The 20356-nt window shown below is 35.7% G+C and carries 20 protein-coding genes and 1 pseudogene; 8 read left to right on the top strand and 13 right to left on the bottom strand.

The window, feature by feature from the left end; translation table 11 throughout:
• Positions 1 to 45 precede the first annotated feature (45 nt).
• Positions 46 to 441, top strand: coding sequence for a hypothetical protein (locus tag Q0947_RS13435; RefSeq protein ID WP_299398671.1), 396 nt, complete (start codon positions 46 to 48; stop codon positions 439 to 441).
• Between the two features lie 77 nt (positions 442 to 518).
• Positions 519 to 953, top strand: a complete 435-nt coding sequence (locus Q0947_RS13440; protein WP_299398674.1) for a RadC family protein — start codon at positions 519 to 521, stop codon at positions 951 to 953.
• Positions 954 to 1247: 294 nt separating this feature from the next.
• Here Q0947_RS13440 and Q0947_RS13445 read toward each other — a convergent pair whose 3' ends face one another.
• Entirely contained in the window at positions 1248 to 1478 is a 231-nt protein-coding gene (locus tag Q0947_RS13445; protein WP_129015770.1) for a helix-turn-helix transcriptional regulator, read from the bottom strand.
• A 98-nt stretch (positions 1479 to 1576) separates the two neighbouring features.
• Here Q0947_RS13445 and Q0947_RS13450 point away from each other — a divergent pair, with 98 nt between their 5' ends.
• The 4 genes from Q0947_RS13450 (at position 1577) to Q0947_RS13465 (ending at position 5136) form a co-directional block, all read left to right on the top strand.
• Positions 1577 to 2434, top strand: a complete 858-nt coding sequence (locus Q0947_RS13450) for a hypothetical protein (protein WP_299398679.1) — start codon at positions 1577 to 1579, stop codon at positions 2432 to 2434.
• A gap of 92 nt (positions 2435 to 2526) precedes the next feature.
• Positions 2527 to 3060: a hypothetical protein gene (locus Q0947_RS13455; protein ID WP_299398682.1), complete on the top strand. Its 534-nt coding sequence runs from the start codon at positions 2527 to 2529 to the stop codon at positions 3058 to 3060.
• A gap of 105 nt (positions 3061 to 3165) precedes the next feature.
• Complete coding sequence (locus Q0947_RS13460; RefSeq protein WP_299398684.1) at positions 3166 to 3606, top strand: hypothetical protein; 441 nt, start codon at positions 3166 to 3168, stop codon at positions 3604 to 3606.
• Between the two features lie 309 nt (positions 3607 to 3915).
• Entirely contained in the window at positions 3916 to 5136 is a 1221-nt protein-coding gene (locus Q0947_RS13465) for a site-specific integrase (RefSeq protein WP_299398687.1), read from the top strand.
• 38 nt (positions 5137 to 5174) lie between these two features.
• Here Q0947_RS13465 and Q0947_RS13470 read toward each other — a convergent pair whose 3' ends face one another.
• The 9 genes and pseudogenes from Q0947_RS13470 to Q0947_RS13510 all read right to left on the bottom strand — a co-directional run.
• Positions 5175 to 5408 (bottom strand): siderophore-interacting protein, encoded by a 234-nt coding sequence (locus Q0947_RS13470; RefSeq protein WP_246925252.1) that lies wholly within the window; start codon positions 5406 to 5408, stop codon positions 5175 to 5177.
• An 18-nt stretch (positions 5409 to 5426) separates the two neighbouring features.
• A complete protein-coding gene (locus Q0947_RS13475; protein WP_246925250.1) occupies positions 5427 to 5942 on the bottom strand; it encodes a hypothetical protein in 516 nt (171 codons plus the stop codon).
• 353 nt (positions 5943 to 6295) lie between these two features.
• A complete protein-coding gene (locus tag Q0947_RS13480; RefSeq protein ID WP_246925248.1) occupies positions 6296 to 8539 on the bottom strand; it encodes a patatin-like phospholipase family protein in 2244 nt (747 codons plus the stop codon).
• A 9-nt stretch (positions 8540 to 8548) separates the two neighbouring features.
• On the bottom strand, positions 8549 to 9328 hold the full coding sequence (locus Q0947_RS13485; protein ID WP_299398695.1) for a lipopolysaccharide kinase InaA family protein: 780 nt from the start codon (positions 9326 to 9328) through the stop codon (positions 8549 to 8551).
• 294 nt (positions 9329 to 9622) lie between these two features.
• Positions 9623 to 11182, bottom strand: a complete 1560-nt coding sequence (locus Q0947_RS13490) for a hypothetical protein (RefSeq protein ID WP_246925242.1) — start codon at positions 11180 to 11182, stop codon at positions 9623 to 9625.
• 7 nt (positions 11183 to 11189) lie between these two features.
• On the bottom strand, positions 11190 to 12338 hold the full coding sequence (locus Q0947_RS13495) for an HlyD family secretion protein (RefSeq protein WP_246925239.1): 1149 nt from the start codon (positions 12336 to 12338) through the stop codon (positions 11190 to 11192).
• 43 nt (positions 12339 to 12381) lie between these two features.
• Positions 12382 to 13701 carry a TolC family protein gene (locus tag Q0947_RS13500; RefSeq protein ID WP_246925237.1) on the bottom strand — a complete coding sequence of 440 codons (1320 nt, stop codon included), beginning with the start codon at positions 13699 to 13701 and terminating at the stop codon, positions 12382 to 12384.
• 84 nt (positions 13702 to 13785) lie between these two features.
• Entirely contained in the window at positions 13786 to 14628 is an 843-nt protein-coding gene (locus Q0947_RS13505; RefSeq protein ID WP_246925235.1) for an AraC family transcriptional regulator, read from the bottom strand.
• A 559-nt stretch (positions 14629 to 15187) separates the two neighbouring features.
• Positions 15188 to 15343 (bottom strand): annotated as a pseudogene (locus Q0947_RS13510) (SIP domain-containing protein); the annotation flags it as partial.
• On the opposite strand from Q0947_RS13510, the gene Q0947_RS13515 reads away from it, so the two are divergent.
• On the top strand, positions 15344 to 16570 hold the full coding sequence (locus Q0947_RS13515) for an outer membrane beta-barrel family protein (RefSeq protein WP_366915507.1): 1227 nt from the start codon (positions 15344 to 15346) through the stop codon (positions 16568 to 16570). It begins immediately after the preceding pseudogene.
• A 683-nt stretch (positions 16571 to 17253) separates the two neighbouring features.
• Here Q0947_RS13515 and Q0947_RS13520 read toward each other — a convergent pair.
• The gene (locus tag Q0947_RS13520) at positions 17254 to 17784 is read right to left on the bottom strand and encodes a sugar O-acetyltransferase (RefSeq protein WP_246925234.1); all 531 of its coding nucleotides are present in this window, start codon (positions 17782 to 17784) and stop codon (positions 17254 to 17256) included.
• Between the two features lie 326 nt (positions 17785 to 18110).
• Here Q0947_RS13520 and Q0947_RS13525 point away from each other — a divergent pair, with 326 nt between their 5' ends.
• Positions 18111 to 18389: a hypothetical protein gene (locus Q0947_RS13525; protein WP_299398744.1), complete on the top strand. Its 279-nt coding sequence runs from the start codon at positions 18111 to 18113 to the stop codon at positions 18387 to 18389.
• A 719-nt stretch (positions 18390 to 19108) separates the two neighbouring features.
• On the opposite strand, the gene Q0947_RS13530 is transcribed toward Q0947_RS13525, so the two are convergent.
• Together Q0947_RS13530 and Q0947_RS13535 are read right to left on the bottom strand one after the other, a co-directional pair.
• The gene (locus Q0947_RS13530) at positions 19109 to 19807 is read right to left on the bottom strand and encodes a TVP38/TMEM64 family protein (RefSeq protein WP_246925232.1); all 699 of its coding nucleotides are present in this window, start codon (positions 19805 to 19807) and stop codon (positions 19109 to 19111) included.
• A gap of 68 nt (positions 19808 to 19875) precedes the next feature.
• The gene (locus Q0947_RS13535) at positions 19876 to 20322 is read right to left on the bottom strand and encodes a hypothetical protein (RefSeq protein ID WP_246925230.1); all 447 of its coding nucleotides are present in this window, start codon (positions 20320 to 20322) and stop codon (positions 19876 to 19878) included.
• Positions 20323 to 20356: the final 34 nt, after the last annotated feature.

Consider the following 20356-nt stretch of genomic DNA (forward strand, 5'->3'; position numbering starts at 1 on the left):
TGATTTCTTAAGTGGGTTCTTATCTCAACTCAAAAATTATATTTTATGGTACGTATTATTAACTACAAAGAAAGAAAAGTAGAAGATGGTAGAATCTTCTTTGTCTTAGAACTACAAGGTGGTGTTGAAATGGTAAAAAGCCAACAGACCAACCAGTTTTATGCAACAGCTAAGAAAGCATTCATTACTTCAACATTTGATGAAGAAACTTGTAAGGCTTTAATGGGAACTTCAATGCCTGGAAAGATTGAAAAAGAAGAATGCGAGGCATTTGAATACACAGTTAAAGAGACTGGGGAGGTTATAGTCCTTAATCACAGATATGTGTATATGCCAGAAACTCAAACTTCTTCTGATGAGGACAGAGCTATTCAGAACCTTTTTGCGGGAGAACATAGCTTTTCTCAAAATGGAGTTCATAAAGGAGAGCTTGTTGATTAATTAAAAACACGTCCTGAATTGTATTGTTACTTATATAGTATATCTGCAAAACGGGACGTGTTTAAAATAAGACTATTATGAAAGTATCAGAAATTAGAGTTTCCTATTCCAATGAGAATTCTGACAAAGTGAAAATACATGACAGTAATAGTGTTTATGACTTAGTAAAGTATCATTGGGATTACAATTTAATTGAACTTCAGGAGGAAGTGAAAGTTGTCCTACTTAACAGAGCTAATGTTGTCATTGGGATTTACGAACTTTCAAGAGGTGGACTTACAGCTAGTGTAGTGGATATAAAACTTATTTTAAGTGTAGCACTAAAAGCCCTTGCTTCAAGTATCGTGTTAATTCATAATCACCCTAGTGGGAACTTAAAAGCAAGTGAAGCTGATAAGAGTATTACTTCAAGGTTGAAGAAGGCTTGTGATATAGTAGATATAAGTTTACTTGACCATTTAATTATTTCAAAAGATGGCTATTTAAGCTTTAAGGATGAGGGATTGATTTGACCTTGCATTTTGGTGTTGTTACTATAGAGTAATCATGCCAATCTGTAAGGTTAGTCCCTTACTTCTTTTCCTAATATGGTAGAAATTTTTAAAATGCATCTACATGTGAGTGAGACCTTATTTCACATTTCAAAGGCTCTAGGTGTTTAGAAATTATTATGGAGATATAATATTATAGCTAAATTGTGATGTTTTGGGTGCTTAAATTAAGGTTATATAAAGAGTTGCCTTTGATATATTCTTAAACCTAGAGATATAGCAGGTTTCAAACTCTAACTCATTAATAGCTAAATGTTACTCTTCTGAAATGTCTAAAAGTTCAGATAGTGAAATTTCAAGGGCTTCAGCTATTCTGTGTAAATTGTATAATGTGGGGTTGGTTCTGCCAGATTCAAGTCTTGATACATTGGTAGTATCAAAAACACCCTCAATTTTACCAGCTAAGTCAACTTGTGTAAAGCCTCTTTCTTCACGTAATTTCTGAATTCGTGCTCCCACAATTTTTTGTAAATCTGACTTTTCCAAACTTGGCATATTTGACAAGTCAAGGAAAGGTTTATATTTACGTTTTTTAATGCCATATATGGCAAGTGTTAAAATATAAATTTTGAATGGTTTTTCAAATGGAAAAAGTTATAATAATTCTAATTTTTTTAGTGACAGCTACAAGTTGTGTAAACAAGGATGGCATAAATGATTTAAAAGAATTGAATCTAAAAGGGAGAGTAAAATCAGTAGTGGAGATTCCCTACAATGTGAAAGATAGTTTTGGGGAAATCACTAAAGGAAAAATAGCCCAAGGTTTTTTAGACCATAATATTGGCAGGACATTTAATCACAATGGCTATTTAATAGAACATAATAAATATAATGATTTAGGAGGAATTTACTACAGGACTATTTATTTGTATGATAAAAATTCGAATATAAATGAGTTAAATAGATATGATTCAGATGGGAAACTTATTTTTAAATACAAATATATATATGATAATTATGGAAATGAAATAGAAGAAGCCCGTTATAATAATGAGGGTATTTTGATAAGTAAGTATAAGCATGAATATGTTTATGATAAGAAAGGTAATAAAACAGAAATGCTTTTTTATGATAAAAAAGGAGTGTTTAAGAGTAAAGATGTCTTCTCGTATGATGATAATGGGAATTTAATTGAATTTATTGAAGATTTTGAAGAAGGAAGTTTTAAGACTAAAAACTCATATAAATATAACGATAAAGGAAATCAGATAGAGTGGGTTAGCTATAAAGATGGAGGAGTTTTTGATTTTAAGTACATCAATAAATATGATTCGCATAGTAATATAATTAAGTCTACCTTATCAGAATATGATACAATTCAAAAAACAGATTTTTCATATAAATATATCTTTGATGAAAAAAATAATTGGATTAGAGAAACTCAATACACAAATGGTTTTCCAAAAAAAATAACAGAAAGGACCATTGAATACTATGATTAAAGAAATTATAGGGAAATCTACAAGTTAGATTGAACTAAAATACTAGGAAGAAATAGTTTTAAAAAATGAAAAGTTTATAAGGAAGAATTTTAATGTCAAACAAGGAATATTATAAAGAACTAGCTTCTGAAGACTGCAAACCAATGAGTATCCACCATATCAATTGGTGGCTATTGAAATATGAGGATTATTTTTATAAGGCTATATCAGAGTCTGAATGTGGTAAATGGAGCAAATGGATAAAGGACAATTCCATTCATGTATTTCCATGTGCCTGTGCTATTAGAGAACAAGACTGTATTTTCATTGAGCTATATCATCAGCTGTTAGAGGTTTCAGAATTAAATAAGAGAGAAGAGTTTTATTCAGAACAGTTGATTAGGTTCTCCAGTCATAAATTAAAGAAGGAATCTGTAATTGAATGGGTAAGAGACAATAGGTCTTATTATCAAGAAATCAGATATAAGCTAGAGTTTGATTCTGTTGGTATCGTAATAGATGTGAGAGTAAGTAATCATGATGACACATATAAAGTTATGCTAGTCAAGATAGATAAACATGATTTTATGCATGCAATAGAGTTCAAGAGGATTTTTGAGGAGATGGAATATTTGGACTTTATATAAAGTTTATTATTCCAATTACAATGCATAGAGATATAATAGATGCGTTACTAAGGTTTAACAGTTTGAACCACCTTTATCAAGGTGGTTTTTTAATACCCAATAGTTATGAAAAAAGATGAAATACCTTTTAAGATTGGGATGCAATATGAGAATTGGGAATTTTCCCTAGACATACTTCCAGACAGAATAAAGGGACTTGATAGTTATTTGAATGTTGATGAAACCTTAAATAGATTTCTTAATTTTAATACAGATAGAACTGAACTAATATTTAGTTTAGATATTCTTGAAGGAGTAATACTCACTTTTGAAAATTGCAATACATCATTTTACAATAATTTAAAACATAAGATTTTTTTATATGTAGAGTTATTTGAAGGTCTCAGTGAGGTGTTTTCTTCTGTATGTGAAGATTATTCAAATAGACTTGCACATTGTATCTTATATATGAATAAAACTGTTTGTATATTGTATTGTAATAGGCTGATATTTCAAGCTTTGTTAGGTTCTCTAATTGGAAATAATAATATAAAAAGTGAGAAATAAGGGGGTGCAATAAAACAATTTTCATCTAAATGCCTGATAGATAATGGAGTGTAGAGTTTAAGATTAAACCCGTCCAGACCGCGGAAGAGGTAATCAAAAGCCTTCAAGACCCTGTAAATCTTATGATTTACAGGGTTTTATGTTTTTAAGACTATCATAGAATTTGGTTCTATTTGATTCTGAAAGGTCACAAATCGTCAACATCTTTGATTATCGTAAACTATGTTGACAGAATGGTGTATCTTAACACCATATTCTAGTTGATTTGACTTTCGTCTATACAATGTTTAACCATTAAAGACGACAACTATGAGATCTTCTTCAACATTTTCAGTACTGTTTTGGGCATACGGTAAACGCGCCGTAAATGACAAAGCAAACATTTACGTACGTATTACTTCAAATGGCCAACGTGTCAACATAAGTCTTAAAAAGAAAATCAATATTGCTACATGGGATGAAAAATCTCAAAGAGCAAAAGGGAAAGATAAGGATTCGCGAATTTTAAATTTATATTTGAATGAAGTGCAATCAAAAATCTATCGGATTTATGAAGAACTAAAAACATCAGACAAACCATTTACCTCACAAATGATTAAGGCTAAATTTCTGGGAGAGGATAAAACGCACTTTACCTTTCGAGGTCTTATTGATTATTATAATAATAAGATGCAGCACAAACTGCACATAAATACGAGAGGCCAATATAAAACTAGCCAACAGTATATGTTACTGTATATTTCTGATGAATATAAGTTAACTGACTTGCCTCTTTCAGATTTGGATTATGGTTTTATAATTGGTTTTGAAAATTTCCTTCGTTCCTATACTCCAAAGATTGGCCAACCCAGAATCGGAAACAATACAGCAATGAAGCATATTAAGCGTTTACGAAGGATGGTCACGCTTGCCTACCGCATGGAATGGATTGATAGAGATCCGTTTGTCAATTTTAAAATGAAGATTGAAAAGAAAGAACGAAGCTTCCTTACAAAAGCAGAACTACAAGCTGTTGAAGATTTACATTCCTCAATTGAACGTTTGGTTATTGTTCGAGATTTATTTGTTTTCAGTTGTTACACGGGCATATCCTATAGCGATATCATAGAGTTGACAAGCAAAAACATTGTGGGTGGAATAGATGGTAATCCTTGGATAATGGCTACGAGAATAAAAACTGGCACTCCGTTTAAAATCCCGTTATTAGCAAAGGCTGGATGTTTAATTGATAAATACAGTGAGCACGTAAGGACATGTGAAAGTGATAACCTTTTACCCAAATTGTCGAATCAAAAATTGAACAGCTATCTGAAGGAGATAGCAGATCTCTGTGGCATCAAAAAGAATCTTACCTTTCACATGGCTCGACACACTTTTGCCACGACCGTGACCTTAAGTAATGGAGTTCCGATTGAAACAGTGTCTAAATTATTAGGCCACACAAAATTGGCAACAACCCAAATTTATGCACAAGTAGTGGAAAAAAAGGTAAGTCAGGATATGGAGAAATTGAAATTGATACTGGGGTGAACATTAAAATTAAATTGATTCATGAACTGAATGGGGTGTTAATGTTCGGCAGGTGAATAAAGTTCTTTTTTCCCTCGCTTCATCATCACACCTAAGGCATCTCCAGGTTTTGAATTTGCGGCCCAAGCAGATGCTGGTCCTTCATCGCCGTGAACCACAAAATCAATCCAGATTTCCTTTTTTTCCAAGTCAATTCCGCGGTGGGTATATGTACGTATGATGGGTTTTGAATACGTACGGGGATATTCCCAAGATCGAGTTTCAGAATTCATTTTTGGCATTGTGAAATTTTATGTCCCAGCCGGAGGAATGATTATTTTATTGTTAATCCCTACCGTGGTATCCGCGATTTCAGTCACACTTTCACCTGTTAAGAAAATTCTCAGGTAGTGCGGTGTAATATATTCTTTGCGCACTACAGTAAAGGGAGCGGCAATAAAGGGATTTGCCGAAGGGATGGTGCTGTCTTTCATATTTTCTTCTATAATATTTATGCGTGAAGTATTTGAAAATGAACCGAGGACTACAACTTTAGACCAATCTATTTCATCATTCATTTTGCTTATTCTGCAGTTTTCAAACGTATCATTTGGTTCCTGAAAAAAAGTAGCATTCGCCCAAGTGCCACTTACACGTACATGAGCAGGTGCAAGTCCTTTTGCCAAATTCATCAACCTTTTATCGGTAAGATTAATGGGCGACAGTTTTCGGTACAGCGCCTCGTCCTTTTGAGAAATGTCATACGATGAAACGTCTGCCAATTGAGGCAAGCTGTCCATCAGATCATATGGTTCCGTCAGCCCCACTATTGTAAATACGATATTGGCGGTTCGGCTTTTTAATATTTTATTCCTTGTTGTGGCAGTTAGTTTATTGTCAATTTGAAGTGTTTATTAGATCTAATATAAAAACAAAGTCCTTAAAAGTAATGACGTTTGCCTTTGAGGACTATTTAAATTGATTTGTGATTAAATCAAGTAGTCGACCAATAAAAATGCAAAATATTATGCTGGAAACGCAACGTTGCTACTTGCTGTTTTGTCCGCGAATACCTTTCACGTTCTCATGTTTTTGTTTGCCGCTGATTTTTATACTCGTATTATAAACGGATACACTAATAATTTCATGTATATAAATCTGTAAATAAATCCTTTATCTTTTAAAAATTTAAAGAATAACCTATGTTAAAACTGGCTGAAATATTATTATTTATATCATTATACATAAAAATAGCTTCTAGTGGCCCGATAAAGGATCTATAACCTGCAGCCAATGCAATACCCCAAACTGTACTGTCCGTCTGATTCTCGTCATTGATAAAATTAGATGTGATAAAATCGTATTTCAAAAAGCTTGACGCTCCGGTTAGAACAAGTTTTTTGGTCACAGAATAATGAAATCCTACCTGTGGAGCAATCACGCTGGAGCTGAAAATGGAATTGGCACGAAAACCCGGAAATAAAATCTGATTCCGTATGACCAAAGCGTTGCCTCCAACAATAAAATCGTTGAGAAAAGGTTGCTTATTTCCAAAATGCATGCCTGAATGTAATTTAAAAAATAGGGAATGTTTATGAATAGGCAAATAGTGAGCTGAATAATAATGTATCGAATAATATGCTTTTTTACTGAATAAGGGAGAAGGTTGTGGCGATCCTGAACTTCCATCATCATAAGTAAAATCGGGATGTTGATTGAAGTTTACGCCAGCTTCAAAATCAATAATATTACCGCTGTTTGGATAGGAAGGACTGTTTAAGTTGTTAAAATGTAAATCAACAAATCCGGTAAGGAAATTGGTTTTCCCATAAGCCCTTGGGAATGTTTCAATCTCGGGTGAGTATTTTAGATGTTCATACCGTGAACCTATTCCTATAGTAAAATTTCCCGTAATAAGATTGTTGGCGTTTACCTCAAATGCAAAATGTTTATGATTATATAAACCTGATTTTTTGAGGTTCTCATTATATACGGATATGTCGGTATATTCTGCTTTTACAGTAGATTCCAGATACCAGTTTCTTTTGTTATTAAAGAAATACAGATTCCGTATATTAAACTGTGGATTCTCACCGATCGCAATTTCGGCAGAGGTTTCAGAAAATGGATTAGAATACCCCAATACCGTATAACCAAGTATCAAGGCAATCCCCCGCTCTGAATTATAGTTCAACCCCGTTTTAATAAGATGCTGCGGTTCTTTTTCAAAATTAATAGTTACCGTTACACTGTCACTTTCATTGTTTGGTACAGCCTCATAATTTATTTTTCTGAAATTTCCCGAACCAAAAACTTCCCTGATCCTATCGGAGAATACATCCGAAGAATAACTTTTATTATCTTGAAAATCCATCATATTCATAAAAAAATCGGCTTCTCTTTTACTGAGTCCGTTGGCATGAACTTTTGAAACAAACAATTCATTTGTCATTTTACGCTTCTCATTGTGTACGGGTTCTTTGCCATAAATTGCATCAAGCGAATCCTTGAACCGCTTCAACTGAGGATATGTTTCTTTTCCTCTCTTGATCCCTAGGCTAATGATTTCATTTGAGGACGAAAAACTTGATGCATTGAATTTTTCAATGGGATAATCAACAAAGATATCTGTAGATTTTACTTGTTGCTGAAAATCCTTATTCTCCTTATAGAATGCAAGTTGAGAAATCAATTGAAATGGATTATCGATATCCTTTCTTTGCAATAAAATACCCGAAACGGAACTTCCAATAACAAAATCCGCGCCCATATCCTTGACTTCTGACACTGGAAAATTCATGGCGATACCGCCGTCAATAAGGGTTTTTTCATCAATTTCGACGGGAGTAAAGGCGACTGGAATTGCCATACTTGCACGAATAGCTTTAACGATATTACCGTTTTTAAGAACTACGGCATCTCCATTTTCAATGTCTGCTGCAACACAGCGAAATCCTTTTTGGAATTTACTAAAATCCGCGGTTGTCAGGTAGGGAAAAAACAATTCATTGAGCGTCAACCAAAGTTCATTGGATTCCAAAGCTCCTTTTCGGAAAGAAATTTTACCATCTATCAGAGGAATTTCAAGATATTTTCCCATGTTATTTTTCTTTGGGAGTATCAGTAAATCATAGGGTGATCTATTTGTGAGTATCTTATCCCAATCTATTCTGCGCGCCATATCTACTATTTCTTGGCCGCTGTAACCCACAGCATAAAGTCCGCCAACAATAGCGCCCATACTCGTTCCTGTGACATAATCCACTTTAACTCCGGCCGAATCAATAGCCTGTAACAATCCTATGTGAGCAAGCCCTTTAGCACCACCGCCACTCAGGGTAAGCCCAATTTTGGGACGTTCGCTTTCTTGGGAAAAAGCAATTGAACACATTAAACAAAAAAGGATCAGGAAATATTTTTTCATAGTAAAAGTTTAGTCAATCGCTTCTTTGTGCGTGTTTCTACTTATTACAGGTGCCACATATTTTTTATATAAATCTTTATACAGGATTTTTAATCGTTTGAAAACCTGATATTTTTTTCTTTGATATAATTGTTTGTGAGCAAATGAGAAAACATCGAACTCAGCCATCTCTGCATATTTTGAGATAAGGATTGAATATTGTTCAAAGGGCAGAAAGAGTCGATTCAAATTCTTGACCCTTCTCTGTTGAGTCGGCTTTTTGAACTTTAATCGATTAATGTCAACCAAGGAGAAATCAAAATTCCCTTTATGATCCTTTGTCGTTAATATATTAGATGTGTGTAAATCAAAATGAAATACTTCTTTTTTATGAAGATTATATAAAAACGCTCCCATAGCTTCTAAAAAAGGTGCATCAGGACGCTCCGTTAGATATCTATCGGCTGTTTCATGTTCCATAAAACAACTTATAAAATAAGAGTTCTTTAAGAATAATCCAGAGCTCTCTTCCACATAAGCAACGGGAAAAGGTGTACCTATTTTGAGATCCAATAATCTAAGGGCATTTTCATACGAGCGTCTGGCTTTAGATTTTCTAAGAAATTTGTAAATAATCCTATTGGCTATGGTAATCTTTTTAAAAGATTTTACAACAAACTTATTCGTTTGGTATTCAAAAATCTTAATTTCATTTCTATGGTTTTGAATAATATGTCCTTGTGTAGCAAAATTGTCAATAGTGTCTGCTATAAATCCATTTAGATGTAAGTAATCTAAATGGATTTTCATCTTTCTCTTCATTTCTCATCAATTTTTCCATTATTAAATTTCGTAACTAATCAGTTCTAACAAGAAATTCTATCCCTTTAGGGTTAAGGTTAAAACAAGTGCATTTCGAAATAGATTGATTAAATTTCTTTTTTCTGCTAACATCTGACCGTGTTTCGCTAGTCAGTTCCAGGGTTATTAGAGCTTGCTCTATTTTTCTATTTTCCAAGAACTCATAATATTCTTCACGTAGATCTTCGATTTTTTCCTTTAGTTCTTTAGTGATTTTAAAAAAGGTAGCCATAGTCTTAGATTTCATGTTAATTGATTACTGAATTTATAACCCTTAATGCTATTGCCTCTGATTACTTTTCTGAATAAAATCAGTCTTCTGTAATTGAACTGTCCGTAATGGTGGGTTAGTACGAAAACAAGTATGGGTATAATAAACCAGCACAAAGCGCCTAAGACTATTTTTAAAGAAGCCAGCATCGCATTGATCTGCGTTGTTCCATAGATGCTCATACCGTTGGCAAAATATCCCGCATCCAGATGCATAGAAATATTGTTCAGGCTCTGCCATTGACCTTGATAAGTCGCCCAACCGATGATAACTCCGCCAAAAGCGGTTGCAAGAAAGGTCCGTACCATCAGCAGAATACCGATAATACCGAGCATATCGTTCATTTCTAAATCCAGCGAGGCGTAAAACCAAATGCCTATAAAGAGAATACCCATTCCCGCACCTTTGAAGATCATGGGAATGTAGAAATATTCGATATTCATCTGTGGTTGTATAAGCAGGTAGAGCATCAGGGTATGCAGAAAGAATGCTATAAAGCCCGAAGCTATATAGTATTTCAGGTTCCACTTGTTTTTAAAGCTATAAAAAGCAAAAACTCCTCCGATAACGATACCCGGGATCATCCATAAATTCAGTTTAGCGTTAATCAGGTTATTGTAACCTAAAACACCTACGGTATATTGAACAAAAATGCTTGTACTTGCAAGATAAACACCCAAATACATCAGTAAGATAAGGCTATGCGAAATGTTTACTTTTTTGAGTATAAAATCAAACTTTATCAGTTTCCGCTTACGTGTTTTTTGTATTAATATAGTCGCCAATAACAATACTATACCTAATAACAGCGTCCATATAATTAAAGGCGAACTGAACCAACCCTGCTGGCGCATAAAGGTAAGGCCTACGTTAAAGCACATGGCAGAAACAGCCAACAATCCCAAGGATAACCAGTCAATCTGGTACAGGGGCATTTTGAAAGAGAATCGTTGGTTGTGCTGAAATATTAAAGATAAAGCAGCAATAACAAGCATCAATGCAGACATAATGAAATAAGGAGCTTGCCAGCTGCTGGTAAAGACCAGATTCGACATTAGATAAGCAGATAATTGCCCGATGCCTATTGTCAAAGGATAGAATATTGCGTAGAATTTTCCTCTGTCTCCCGAAGGAGATAAAATAAACATAACGGGCAATATCATCTCAATCATTGGAAACATTTTAAAGAAGCCAATAAAAAAACTTGCTGTAACTACCACCAACGGATTGTCTGTTGTTCCGATCACAAAAGAAAGTATGGCCAATATAATAGCACTGCCGGTAATTATTTCTTTTGAACGGAAACGCATTTTTACACGTAAGACGATCATAACAGCGATAGCCATACCGATTGTGGTGGCGTTGTTTGCCAGCGAAATATATTCCGAATAGGTTGCCAGTGCTCCCGCAATATCTGTCGTATTGCTGGTATAAACCCCCATCACCGCTAACATCGGAAACAGGAATATAATAATTAGCAGCAACATGAGCGGTTTAGGAACCCAATCGGCAAACGGACCTTTATTGTACATAATGTTGTTACTTTAGGGTTACTTCTACATTCATTCCTGTTCGTAGCAATTTCACTTCCTCTGGCTTATTGTTTACTGTAAATTCAATCCGAACCGGGATACGCTGTTGTACTTTTACAAAATTTCCCGTCGAATTGTCCACAGGCACAGCCGCATATCTAGCTCCTGTAGCTCCTGAAATAGCCGTTACCTTTCCTTCAAATTCTTTCCCGCCCAAAGCATCTACTTTTATTTTTGCCAATCCATCGATAGTTACTTTTTCCATCTGTTTTTCACGGTAATTAGCTGTAATCCAAACATTGTTATCATCTACAATCGTAGCCACCTGTTGGCCTGGACTTAACAACTGCCCGATATTTATGGTTCTTCTTCCCATAATTCCATCATGCGGGGCAGTAATTACCGTGTAGGAAAGATTGAGCTTTGCCATTTCAAGTGCATTTTCGGCACGTTTTATTTCGGCATCGTTCATTCCCAATCTGGATTGTACCTCGTTTACAGACAATTCACTGGTTGTTTTGGAATTGATAACAGATTGATATTGCGAAACCTGAGCTTCCAACTGGGCCTTTTGAGCATCATAGTCCGTTTTTACCTGGTCGAATTGCTGGCGTGTTACCGCTTCATCTTTTAGCAGGTTTTGATAACGGTTAAAATTTTGTTCCGCATTCCACAGCCGCGCTTTTGCCACTTCAATGTTTGCTTTCGCTGCGGCAACATTTGCGCCTACGGTATTCACATTATTGCTTGCTGTTATTACGGAGGTAGCTGTGGCATTTCTGGAAGCCAGTGCAGCCATATAAGCAGCTTCCGCCTGTCCCAGCTGAGTCTGTATTTCCCTGTCGTCCAAAATAACGAGCGTATCTCCTTTTTTGACATACTGATGGTCTACAAACCTTATTTCGTTTATATAAGCCGAAACACGCGTGTTGATAGGGTTGATGAACGATTCGACCTGAGCGGAATTGGTATAACGTTCATTTCCTACGTTAAAATAGGATTTTACGACCCAATACAGACCAATGAGGACAAATACCAGAATCACCATATTGATGACCTTTCCCTTAACATTATTATGGTTTGATTTTCTTGGATTTTCGGCATCTTTCTGTGCAGGTTGCTGCGCTGTACTTTCTTGTGTTTTATCTTGTGACATTACTTTATTTATTTGAATTTGAAAAAATGGATAAGGGAGGTAATTATAGCTTTCCGCTTTCTTTTAAAAGTTTGTAATAAGCGAAAATGATGTTTATATCAGAGTTTGTGTATTGTAATTCCGCATCTAATTTTGCATTACTTGCATCTATCATATCAAGCAAAATTGCCAACTGATTATTGTATTTACTTTCCATGATCCGGTAATTTTCATCCGCTAATTCTTGGTTTTTCTCTAGGGTTTTATTTTGGGTGATGGTCTCTTTGTATTTAATATAAGCGGCATTTACGGCAACGCCGATCATTTGTTCGGTTTCATAAGCTTGGGCTTCGGCTCTTTCCACTTCATATTTATTTAGCCGGATTTCTTTTGAAGTTTTATAGAGAGAACCGATATCATAACTAAGTGATAATCCCACATTCCAGCCGTTGGAATACATATCCAGAACCGGAGATGAAGTCGTGATCGGACGTTGAAGACTGTTTCCTGCAAAAGCGACCAAAGCGGGCATACGCGCTGATTTGGTTATTTTTTCAGAAGTTTCATAGATTTCTACTGATTTTCGAGCCATTAATAGAGAAGGATGACTTTGTATATCGTTCTGGTTTATCTCTAAAAGGGACATTTCCCGATGCTCTCTTAAAGCCGAATCATCGGCTACAATCTGGGTTTCTGGGGGCAAGCCCATCGCTACCGTAAGCTGTTTATTTAAGATCTGTATGTTGTTCTCAATAACCTGTAAAGTGAGATTTAGATTGGAAATCTGTAGCTCACCCCGAATAACATCATTCCGAGTCACCATTCCTTGCTCATAGAAACGGTTGATATTCTCTATACGTTGCTGAGCAAGTGCTATATTCTGGCGGTAAACATCGGCCTGATTTTGCAGTTTATATAAGTCCAAATAGTATCCTAAAGCAAGTAGTTTGATATTTTGCTCATTAGAGAGATGACTAAGAGATGCTAAATCTTCCTGAAGCGATTTTACCTGAATCGTATTTCGCACGATATTTCCCTTCCAAATCAATTGTGTTGCTTCTAAGGATAGGGTGTTTCCGAAGTGTGGCATATCGATTTTTGTTGCGTTGGAAAAGTCTTTGTCTAAAATAGTTGCATCTCCAATATATAAGGCGTTAGCACTAATATTAAGATCAGGAAGCTGCATATTCCTAGCGACTTTGACATCTTGTTCGGCGATTTTGAAATTTGCTTTAGAGACGGATAAAGACGGATTGTTTTCTAAAGTCAGCGAGAAAAGCTCCGCAATAGTAATCTTTTTCTCCAAGTTTTTTTGGGCAAATAAAGAACCCGAAAAAGACACACAGATTATCAAAAACAGATAACTGATTGGTTTTGTTTTCATTGTATTCTACGTTTATAAATTCTACGGTGCAAAATTCGAAATAATCGTAGTTTTTAAAAAGGTTGAGAAAACAGGGAAAGAGGTTCAAATGGTATTTGCTGAAGCGATATTTTTTCTATAGTTGCGAGGACTTAATCCAGTATGTTTCTTAAAAAATTTTCCAAAGGCATATTGATCCGAAAAATTAAGCTGGTCTGCTATAATGGAAATATTCAGCTCGGTATTGATCAGCTTCAGTTTTGCCTCATCCAAAAGTGTGTTTGCAATTAAGACTCGAGGTGCAATTCCAGTGACCTCTTTAACACAAACCGACAGGTATTTAATGGATATAAAAAGCTTGTCTGCATAAAACTTCAATTCTCTTTCTCTAGTGAAATGACTGGAGAGCAGATCTAAAAAATTTATTACAATAGCTTCTTTTCTAGTGTTCTGAGCTACATTCAGAGGAGTAGTTTTCATTATGGCATCCACAACCATATAAACAATAACAGTAAAATTATGAATAACAACTTGCTCGTTAAACTTTGAATATTCAGGATTTTTCAAGTAAAAATCCAACTGCTTAGCGATATTCCAAAAATGGTTAAATGCCTCTTTAGATAGTGAATATGAAACCTTACTTTGCTCCATATTCATAAGTTGAATCACGGAAAATTTATTGAAGCTTACATTGATTCGCTCTTTTAAAGCTTCCTTCTTATATAAAATAAAATATGCTTTGAGGTGTTCTGAACAATGAATGAGTTTATACATTTTCATCGGGGAGAACAAGATCAATTCTGATCTTTGATAAGTCGTTTGCACACTATTCACTTCAAGCTCAATAGTGCCTTTTTGAATTAAAAGAAAACAAGACTGTGAAGGCCGAACGAGTTCTCCTTCAACTACTTTATCATTTATGATTCTTTCATCAAATATTTTAAGCATTTATTATATTGAAGTGTTTACAGTTTTTTTCAAATATAAAGATTTATAAGCGACCTTAAGAACACCATAGACAATCTTACAAATCGACATTTCTGTCAAAATAAATAAAGGTACTTTATAGCGCAATTGTAGCGTATTATACAGCGGATTATCCAGAATTGCTATTTCAATAAAAATTCCTATGGTTAGATTCAGCACATAAGCAAATTTGGTTGGGTTTGATCAGTTGGCAGTATGACTTCACGGTAAACGGGAAGATTTCCTTTTCACAAAATAACTAAAAACACAAGTTGGCTTGGGAAAATAAAGAGTGTAAACTGACTCTGTCTGATTAGAAATTTTATTTACTTTTAATCAGGGCATCAATGCCATTTCTTGAATAATTGGCTTTATTGTGATTGCCATTGGCATTGAGCTTATTATTTCTTCGGTAGTAAATGTTTTTTTACGGTGTAAAGGAAAGAGACCACAAAGGTTTATATTAAACGATTTTTCAAGTTAATTTCCAGACCGAGCGAGCCAAACTCTGTCGAGGGTCTTCGTTAAACGCATTATCAAATTAACCCTCTCCAACCATTTCCGATCTTCTATCAGTAACCGATCGATCTTCGGCCACACCGGATTTCCAATAGGAATAGGCATAAAGTTCCTCCCGCTCCCAATTCTGCTCTTTGCGTAAATAGTTCCGGATTTCCTTTACGGTCGAAAATTCGGCCTGCCGTCAGAATTTGTAAGCACTGATGGCACCGAAAAGGAATATTTGGCCCAGATAGATTATGTGCTGCCTATTGGAGAAAATGCCCAATTTGAGGCTGGGTATCGCGGCAATTTTGAGGAAACAGTGACCGATTATGAGCTTACCGAACAAATGACACCCAATGGAAATTTTGTGCGAAATGACAGCCTTTCCAATAGTTTTACCTACAATGAAAATGTCAATGCCGTATATACGCAATACGGAAACAAGATTGGTAAATTCTCTTTCCTGGTGGGATTACGATTTGAAAACACCCAGTTAAAAGGACAGGTAGATGCAAAAGAAGTTGAAAATACCGGAAACGGACAGCTGAACATCAATTTTGACAAATCGTATGCAGGTCTATTTCCAACGCTCAATTTGACCTATCAATTAAATGACCGGGAAGATGTTACATTGGGCTATAACAGACGTATCAACAGACCTCGTGGCTATTACATCAATCCATTCCCGTCGCGTTCAAGTGAAGCCAATATATTTCAAGGTAACCCTAATTTAAATCCGGCGTACGCCAGTGCATTTGATCTTGGCTATTTAAAACGATGGGAAAAAGTGACCCTATCTACTTCGGTTTATTACCAACATGAAACGGATGCCTTTGAACGGGTACAGGAAGATACAGGCGAAGTGACACCCAATGACATTCCGATTATCCGGACCATTCCCATTAATCTAAGCACAAATGACCGTATTGGTTTTGAGGCCGGATTGCTCTATAATCCTCAAAAATGGTTACGTCTTAATGGAAGTTTCAACCTGTTCAGATTTCAAACCGAAGGTGTATTTAACGGTGTGGACTATGGCGCAAAAAACCTTAGTTATTTTGCCCGTGGCAGTGCAAAGGTTACCCTTCCTTCCAATATTGACTGGCAGACAAATATGTTTTATCAGGGGCCGTCCAATAATTCCCAAACAGAAACAGAAGGGATGTTGTCGGTAGATTTAGCTTTGAGCAAAGATGTTTTTAACACGAACGGAACGATAGGACTTAGAATAAGTGATCTGTTCAATTCCCGCAAAAGAGCGTCCTTAACTTCAACGGATACCTTTGTTAGCGAAAATGAATTTCAGTGGCGCAAACGTTCCATAAATGTCTCGTTTACCTACCGTTTTAACCAGAAAAAACCAGAACGTGAACAAAGAAACCGAAATACTAATGAAGAAGATGAGAATGGGGGATTTTAATGGACATTGTACCAAATCCATGTGGTAGTTGAAAATGAGTGGGTAGGATTCACTCAAGTTTTTTTTTAATGCGTGGTATTGAAAAGTTGCTCAAAGGAGAACTTGCTTATTTAGACTACAACGAACTATAACAGATGCAGTGAAGGGCTCGATCGCAATGGCTACTTAGCAAAAAATCAAAATAAGTTACGGTATAAAATTGTAATAATAATGGCGAAGGATGGTGAGATCTGATATATTACATTGATCATCCTAAAGGAAAGAGTAATTACGGAAGAACTCCCTAAACAGACTTTCCGCAACAAGACTCAACGTGATATACAGGATTAGCAAATTTGCTGAACCCATTAATTCGTGGTTGGAATTAATTTTACAGATAAGTCGCAGGAGTTTAAAACCAATCTTGTATTATCTGCACAATCGTGTATAATCCGATGGATATTGAATAAGTACAAAAGCTTCAAGGAAAGCAAGATCAAAGCTAAAATAGCATCCATTCGTCACAAAGTTATATCTAAATCTGTTCTGTCATTGTAAATTGAGATAGAGACTAGTTTAATTACTATTTAAATCTTTACCGATTGTATAACAAGATCACTATAAGTCGGATGGTTCACGTAAGTTTCTGTGAGAGCTTTAGAGGTGAAATTCTTCTTTGCCTACTTGACTGGTTGTAGTTTTTGTTATTCAATGTCTTTAATTTTTTTCGCTGGGTTTCCTGCAAAAATGGAGTTTTTGGGAACGTCTTTTGTTACAACGGAACCCGAAGCTATAATAGAATTATCTCCAATCTTTATTCCGCCAATTATAACACAATGTCCGCCAATCCGAACATTATTTCCAATTGATATCGGTTTGGCAAATCCCTTTTTGTGTCGGTCAATCGGGTTAATATCGTGCCCTGCTGTATAAATTCCAACATTTGGTGCGATTAGGCAATTGTCACCAATCCTTATTTCCGCCATATCCAGAATAGTGCAATTATATCCTGCGTAAAAATTCACGCCAACATGTATGTTGTATCCTAAATCGCAATGGAAATTATGCTCTACCAAAATTCCGTTTCCTACTGTTCCAAAAAGTTCCGTCAGTATTTCAGTTTTCAATTGTTCATTTTCGTAGTTAGCCAAATTGAATATTTGTAGAAGTTTTCCCGCTCGAACAAAGTCCTTTTTTAGGTTTTCGTCATTTCTTTTGTATTTGATTCTATTCAAATTCTATTAATTTATGGGTTATTTTTTAAAATACAATCCACGGTCGTGGCTATGCGCAGTTGCATGCTCTAAGTTTGTTTCTTCCAAATATACACAAACCGCAGAAAATCCCGAGAGGAATCTACGGATGAGCGATGACCTAGCAATCGCATATTGCTCCTGTGTGTGCCTTGAATGGAAAATACATTACAAAAAGGTATAGTGCAAGTCTACGATGAAGCCATTGCAATCATTCCTTAGGACACCAGTACTAATAAAATAATAAGCTGCACAAACAAAAAATTGACGTTCCGCAAGGCTCTCCCTTAAGTCCGCTACTTTCAACTATCCTTCTCAATGAGCTGGATAAAGAACACGAAGAAATTGGACATCGTTACGTGAGATATGCCGATAATTTTACCGTCTACGTCAAAAGCAAAAAAGCTGCAAAAGGAGTAGGTAATAGTATTTACAAGTTTCTGAGGGATAAACTCCAGCTTCCCATACACAGGGAGAAAAGCGGCATACGCAGATCTATGGATCTTCAAGTATTTGGGTTAGGTTTTGTTTTTCTCTACAGGAACGTGAAAAGGGAAATACCAATTAGTGGCGGAGAGTCAAAGTAGAGAAGATCCGTTGGGGATATAAGTTCTAAGGCCTTTTGATAAGAAAATTCTGGCAAAATATCTCCTCAAACTAAAGATGGTTCACATCGTACGCACGTGCAATATGATGGGGCTTAGCAGAACAATGTGATATTACCAGACCAAAAGGGATGACAGCGAGATTAAAAGCAAGCTGAGCGAGCTGACCGAATTCAATCCGTGGCTTCGATGAGTATTATCTCAAGATCCGTCGTGAGGACCTTAAATGGAACCGAGAAAGTATGATGAAATTCCTGATAGACCCGATTTTCAATATTTGGGCATCCGGTGATTTCCATGAAAGATTGTATAACTCAACCATGTTCCATAGCCAGTTTGTTAGGTGATTTATCTCCTGCGCGAATAGTAAATATTTATTTTAACCATAGCGTCTTAAAAAGTTAAATCAGTTTTAAATTTTCCCGACTAGCACATACAGCTTATAAGTTACGCTCAACACTCTACCCTAAATTTCGAAAAATTCTCTATGCTGGGAAAATTATATTACGTCACAATCTTGGACCCAATACCAAAGTTTATGATGTCCATTCCACTTGCCCACCAATTCCAGGAAAATATCGATACGAGTTCGAATTCCGTTTTCATCCACAACCATGAAGCTAAATCCTTCTTAGATTCTGATGCATAATTTCATTTTAGGGTTATTTATTGGTTCTATAGTAGTTACTGCAAAAGAAATTTTATTTGATTCGGTTTCTCTTTTTGTCCCACCAAATATATCCTCCAAAAATAATGAGACTACCAATTGAACCCCACAGCAGTCCAGTTTTCAATGAATCTGTGTTCTGCCCAGTAATTGCTATTAGTAATATCAACGGAGCAATTCCTAAAGCTGTTGCGCTAATGAATTTGAGATACTTCATTTTGAGAATCCCGGCAACAAAGCTAATGGCATCGTTCGAAAGAAACGGATTGATTCGGGTTATTACAACCGCCCAAAAACCGTAATCATTAATAAATGACATAACTTTTTTGGTAGTTTTTTCGCCCAACAATCGCTCGATCAATGAGCTTCCCACATACTTGCCAATCATATAACCCACAGAAGAAGCAATAAGAACCGCAATAAAAATTATTATGCTTCCTCCTATAGGCCCATACGCTAAAATTGCTACGATCATTAATAAAATTGTGGGAATTACAAGCAAAAACATTTGAAGGATCATTGCCAAGACTATCACAACGGGTCCAAGCCACCCAAAACCTTTAACCCATTTTTTGACCCTTGCCTCGTCATCACTGGTAAGCACGTTCCAAGCTTCATTGAAGAAATCATTGACGGAGGGAATTGCAAAATAACATCCAACCAAAATTGCCACTAAGAGAAAGGAAAGATAAAGTGGCAACTTGCTTTTTTTTGAGGAAGATTTTTTATCCATCAGGTGTGATTATGGTCTAATTTAGTGAGTATTGAGATGTCTTCTTTTGCTGTCATTACAATTTTATGTCAGTCCCAGTATTTAATGTCAGGTAATACTTTCCCCAAACTATCCACAACCAATTTTTTATCATTTAAAAAACTATCAAGCTCCAGTTGATAATAATCAAAACTCCCTTCGATAACATGTTCTGGATCCTCCCACTTTCTATTCGGATATTTATGTTGCAAAAAGGACTGCAGGTTCTTTGGAAGCCTATTTTTGTCAATTGCATATTTGTATTTTTGTAAATTTCCAGAGCTGTCCAGCAGCGCCTCATGGTCAACATTATTAACCTCAAAATTTACTTCATACGCGTTTTTTATATATTCCCACTCCACATCCATTGCCTTAGAAAAACGATATTTGAATGTGTTTTTCACTATAGATGGGACTTGCGATGGTGCTAGGTCATTATCGCAGGCGACTATACTTAGCGCTATAAAAAGTAGTGTTAACCAAGAGAATCTAGACATGTTTTGAAGCTGTTTAGTTCAAATATGTGACTTA

The organism is uncultured Gelidibacter sp., assembly GCF_947500795.1.
GTDB lineage: Bacteria > Bacteroidota > Bacteroidia > Flavobacteriales > Flavobacteriaceae > Gelidibacter.

Coding starts and splice junctions, on each gene's coding strand:
- Q0947_RS13460 (WP_299398684.1), top strand. CDS start 3,166: ATGAAAAAAGATGAAATACCTTTTAAGATTGGGATGCAATATGAGAAT.
- Q0947_RS13450 (WP_299398679.1), top strand. CDS start 1,577: ATGGAAAAAGTTATAATAATTCTAATTTTTTTAGTGACAGCTACAAGT.
- Q0947_RS13470 (WP_246925252.1), bottom strand. CDS start 5,408: ATGAATTCTGAAACTCGATCTTGGGAATATCCCCGTACGTATTCAAAA.
- Q0947_RS13505 (WP_246925235.1), bottom strand. CDS start 14,628: ATGCTTAAAATATTTGATGAAAGAATCATAAATGATAAAGTAGTTGAA.
- Q0947_RS13480 (WP_246925248.1), bottom strand. CDS start 8,539: ATGAAAAAATATTTCCTGATCCTTTTTTGTTTAATGTGTTCAATTGCT.
- Q0947_RS13465 (WP_299398687.1), top strand. CDS start 3,916: ATGAGATCTTCTTCAACATTTTCAGTACTGTTTTGGGCATACGGTAAA.
- Q0947_RS13485 (WP_299398695.1), bottom strand. CDS start 9,328: ATGAAAATCCATTTAGATTACTTACATCTAAATGGATTTATAGCAGAC.
- Q0947_RS13435 (WP_299398671.1), top strand. CDS start 46: ATGGTACGTATTATTAACTACAAAGAAAGAAAAGTAGAAGATGGTAGA.
- Q0947_RS13490 (WP_246925242.1), bottom strand. CDS start 11,182: ATGTACAATAAAGGTCCGTTTGCCGATTGGGTTCCTAAACCGCTCATG.
- Q0947_RS13530 (WP_246925232.1), bottom strand. CDS start 19,807: ATGGATAAAAAATCTTCCTCAAAAAAAAGCAAGTTGCCACTTTATCTT.
- Q0947_RS13440 (WP_299398674.1), top strand. CDS start 519: ATGAAAGTATCAGAAATTAGAGTTTCCTATTCCAATGAGAATTCTGAC.
- Q0947_RS13495 (WP_246925239.1), bottom strand. CDS start 12,338: ATGTCACAAGATAAAACACAAGAAAGTACAGCGCAGCAACCTGCACAG.
- Q0947_RS13455 (WP_299398682.1), top strand. CDS start 2,527: ATGTCAAACAAGGAATATTATAAAGAACTAGCTTCTGAAGACTGCAAA.
- Q0947_RS13500 (WP_246925237.1), bottom strand. CDS start 13,701: ATGAAAACAAAACCAATCAGTTATCTGTTTTTGATAATCTGTGTGTCT.
- Q0947_RS13535 (WP_246925230.1), bottom strand. CDS start 20,322: ATGTCTAGATTCTCTTGGTTAACACTACTTTTTATAGCGCTAAGTATA.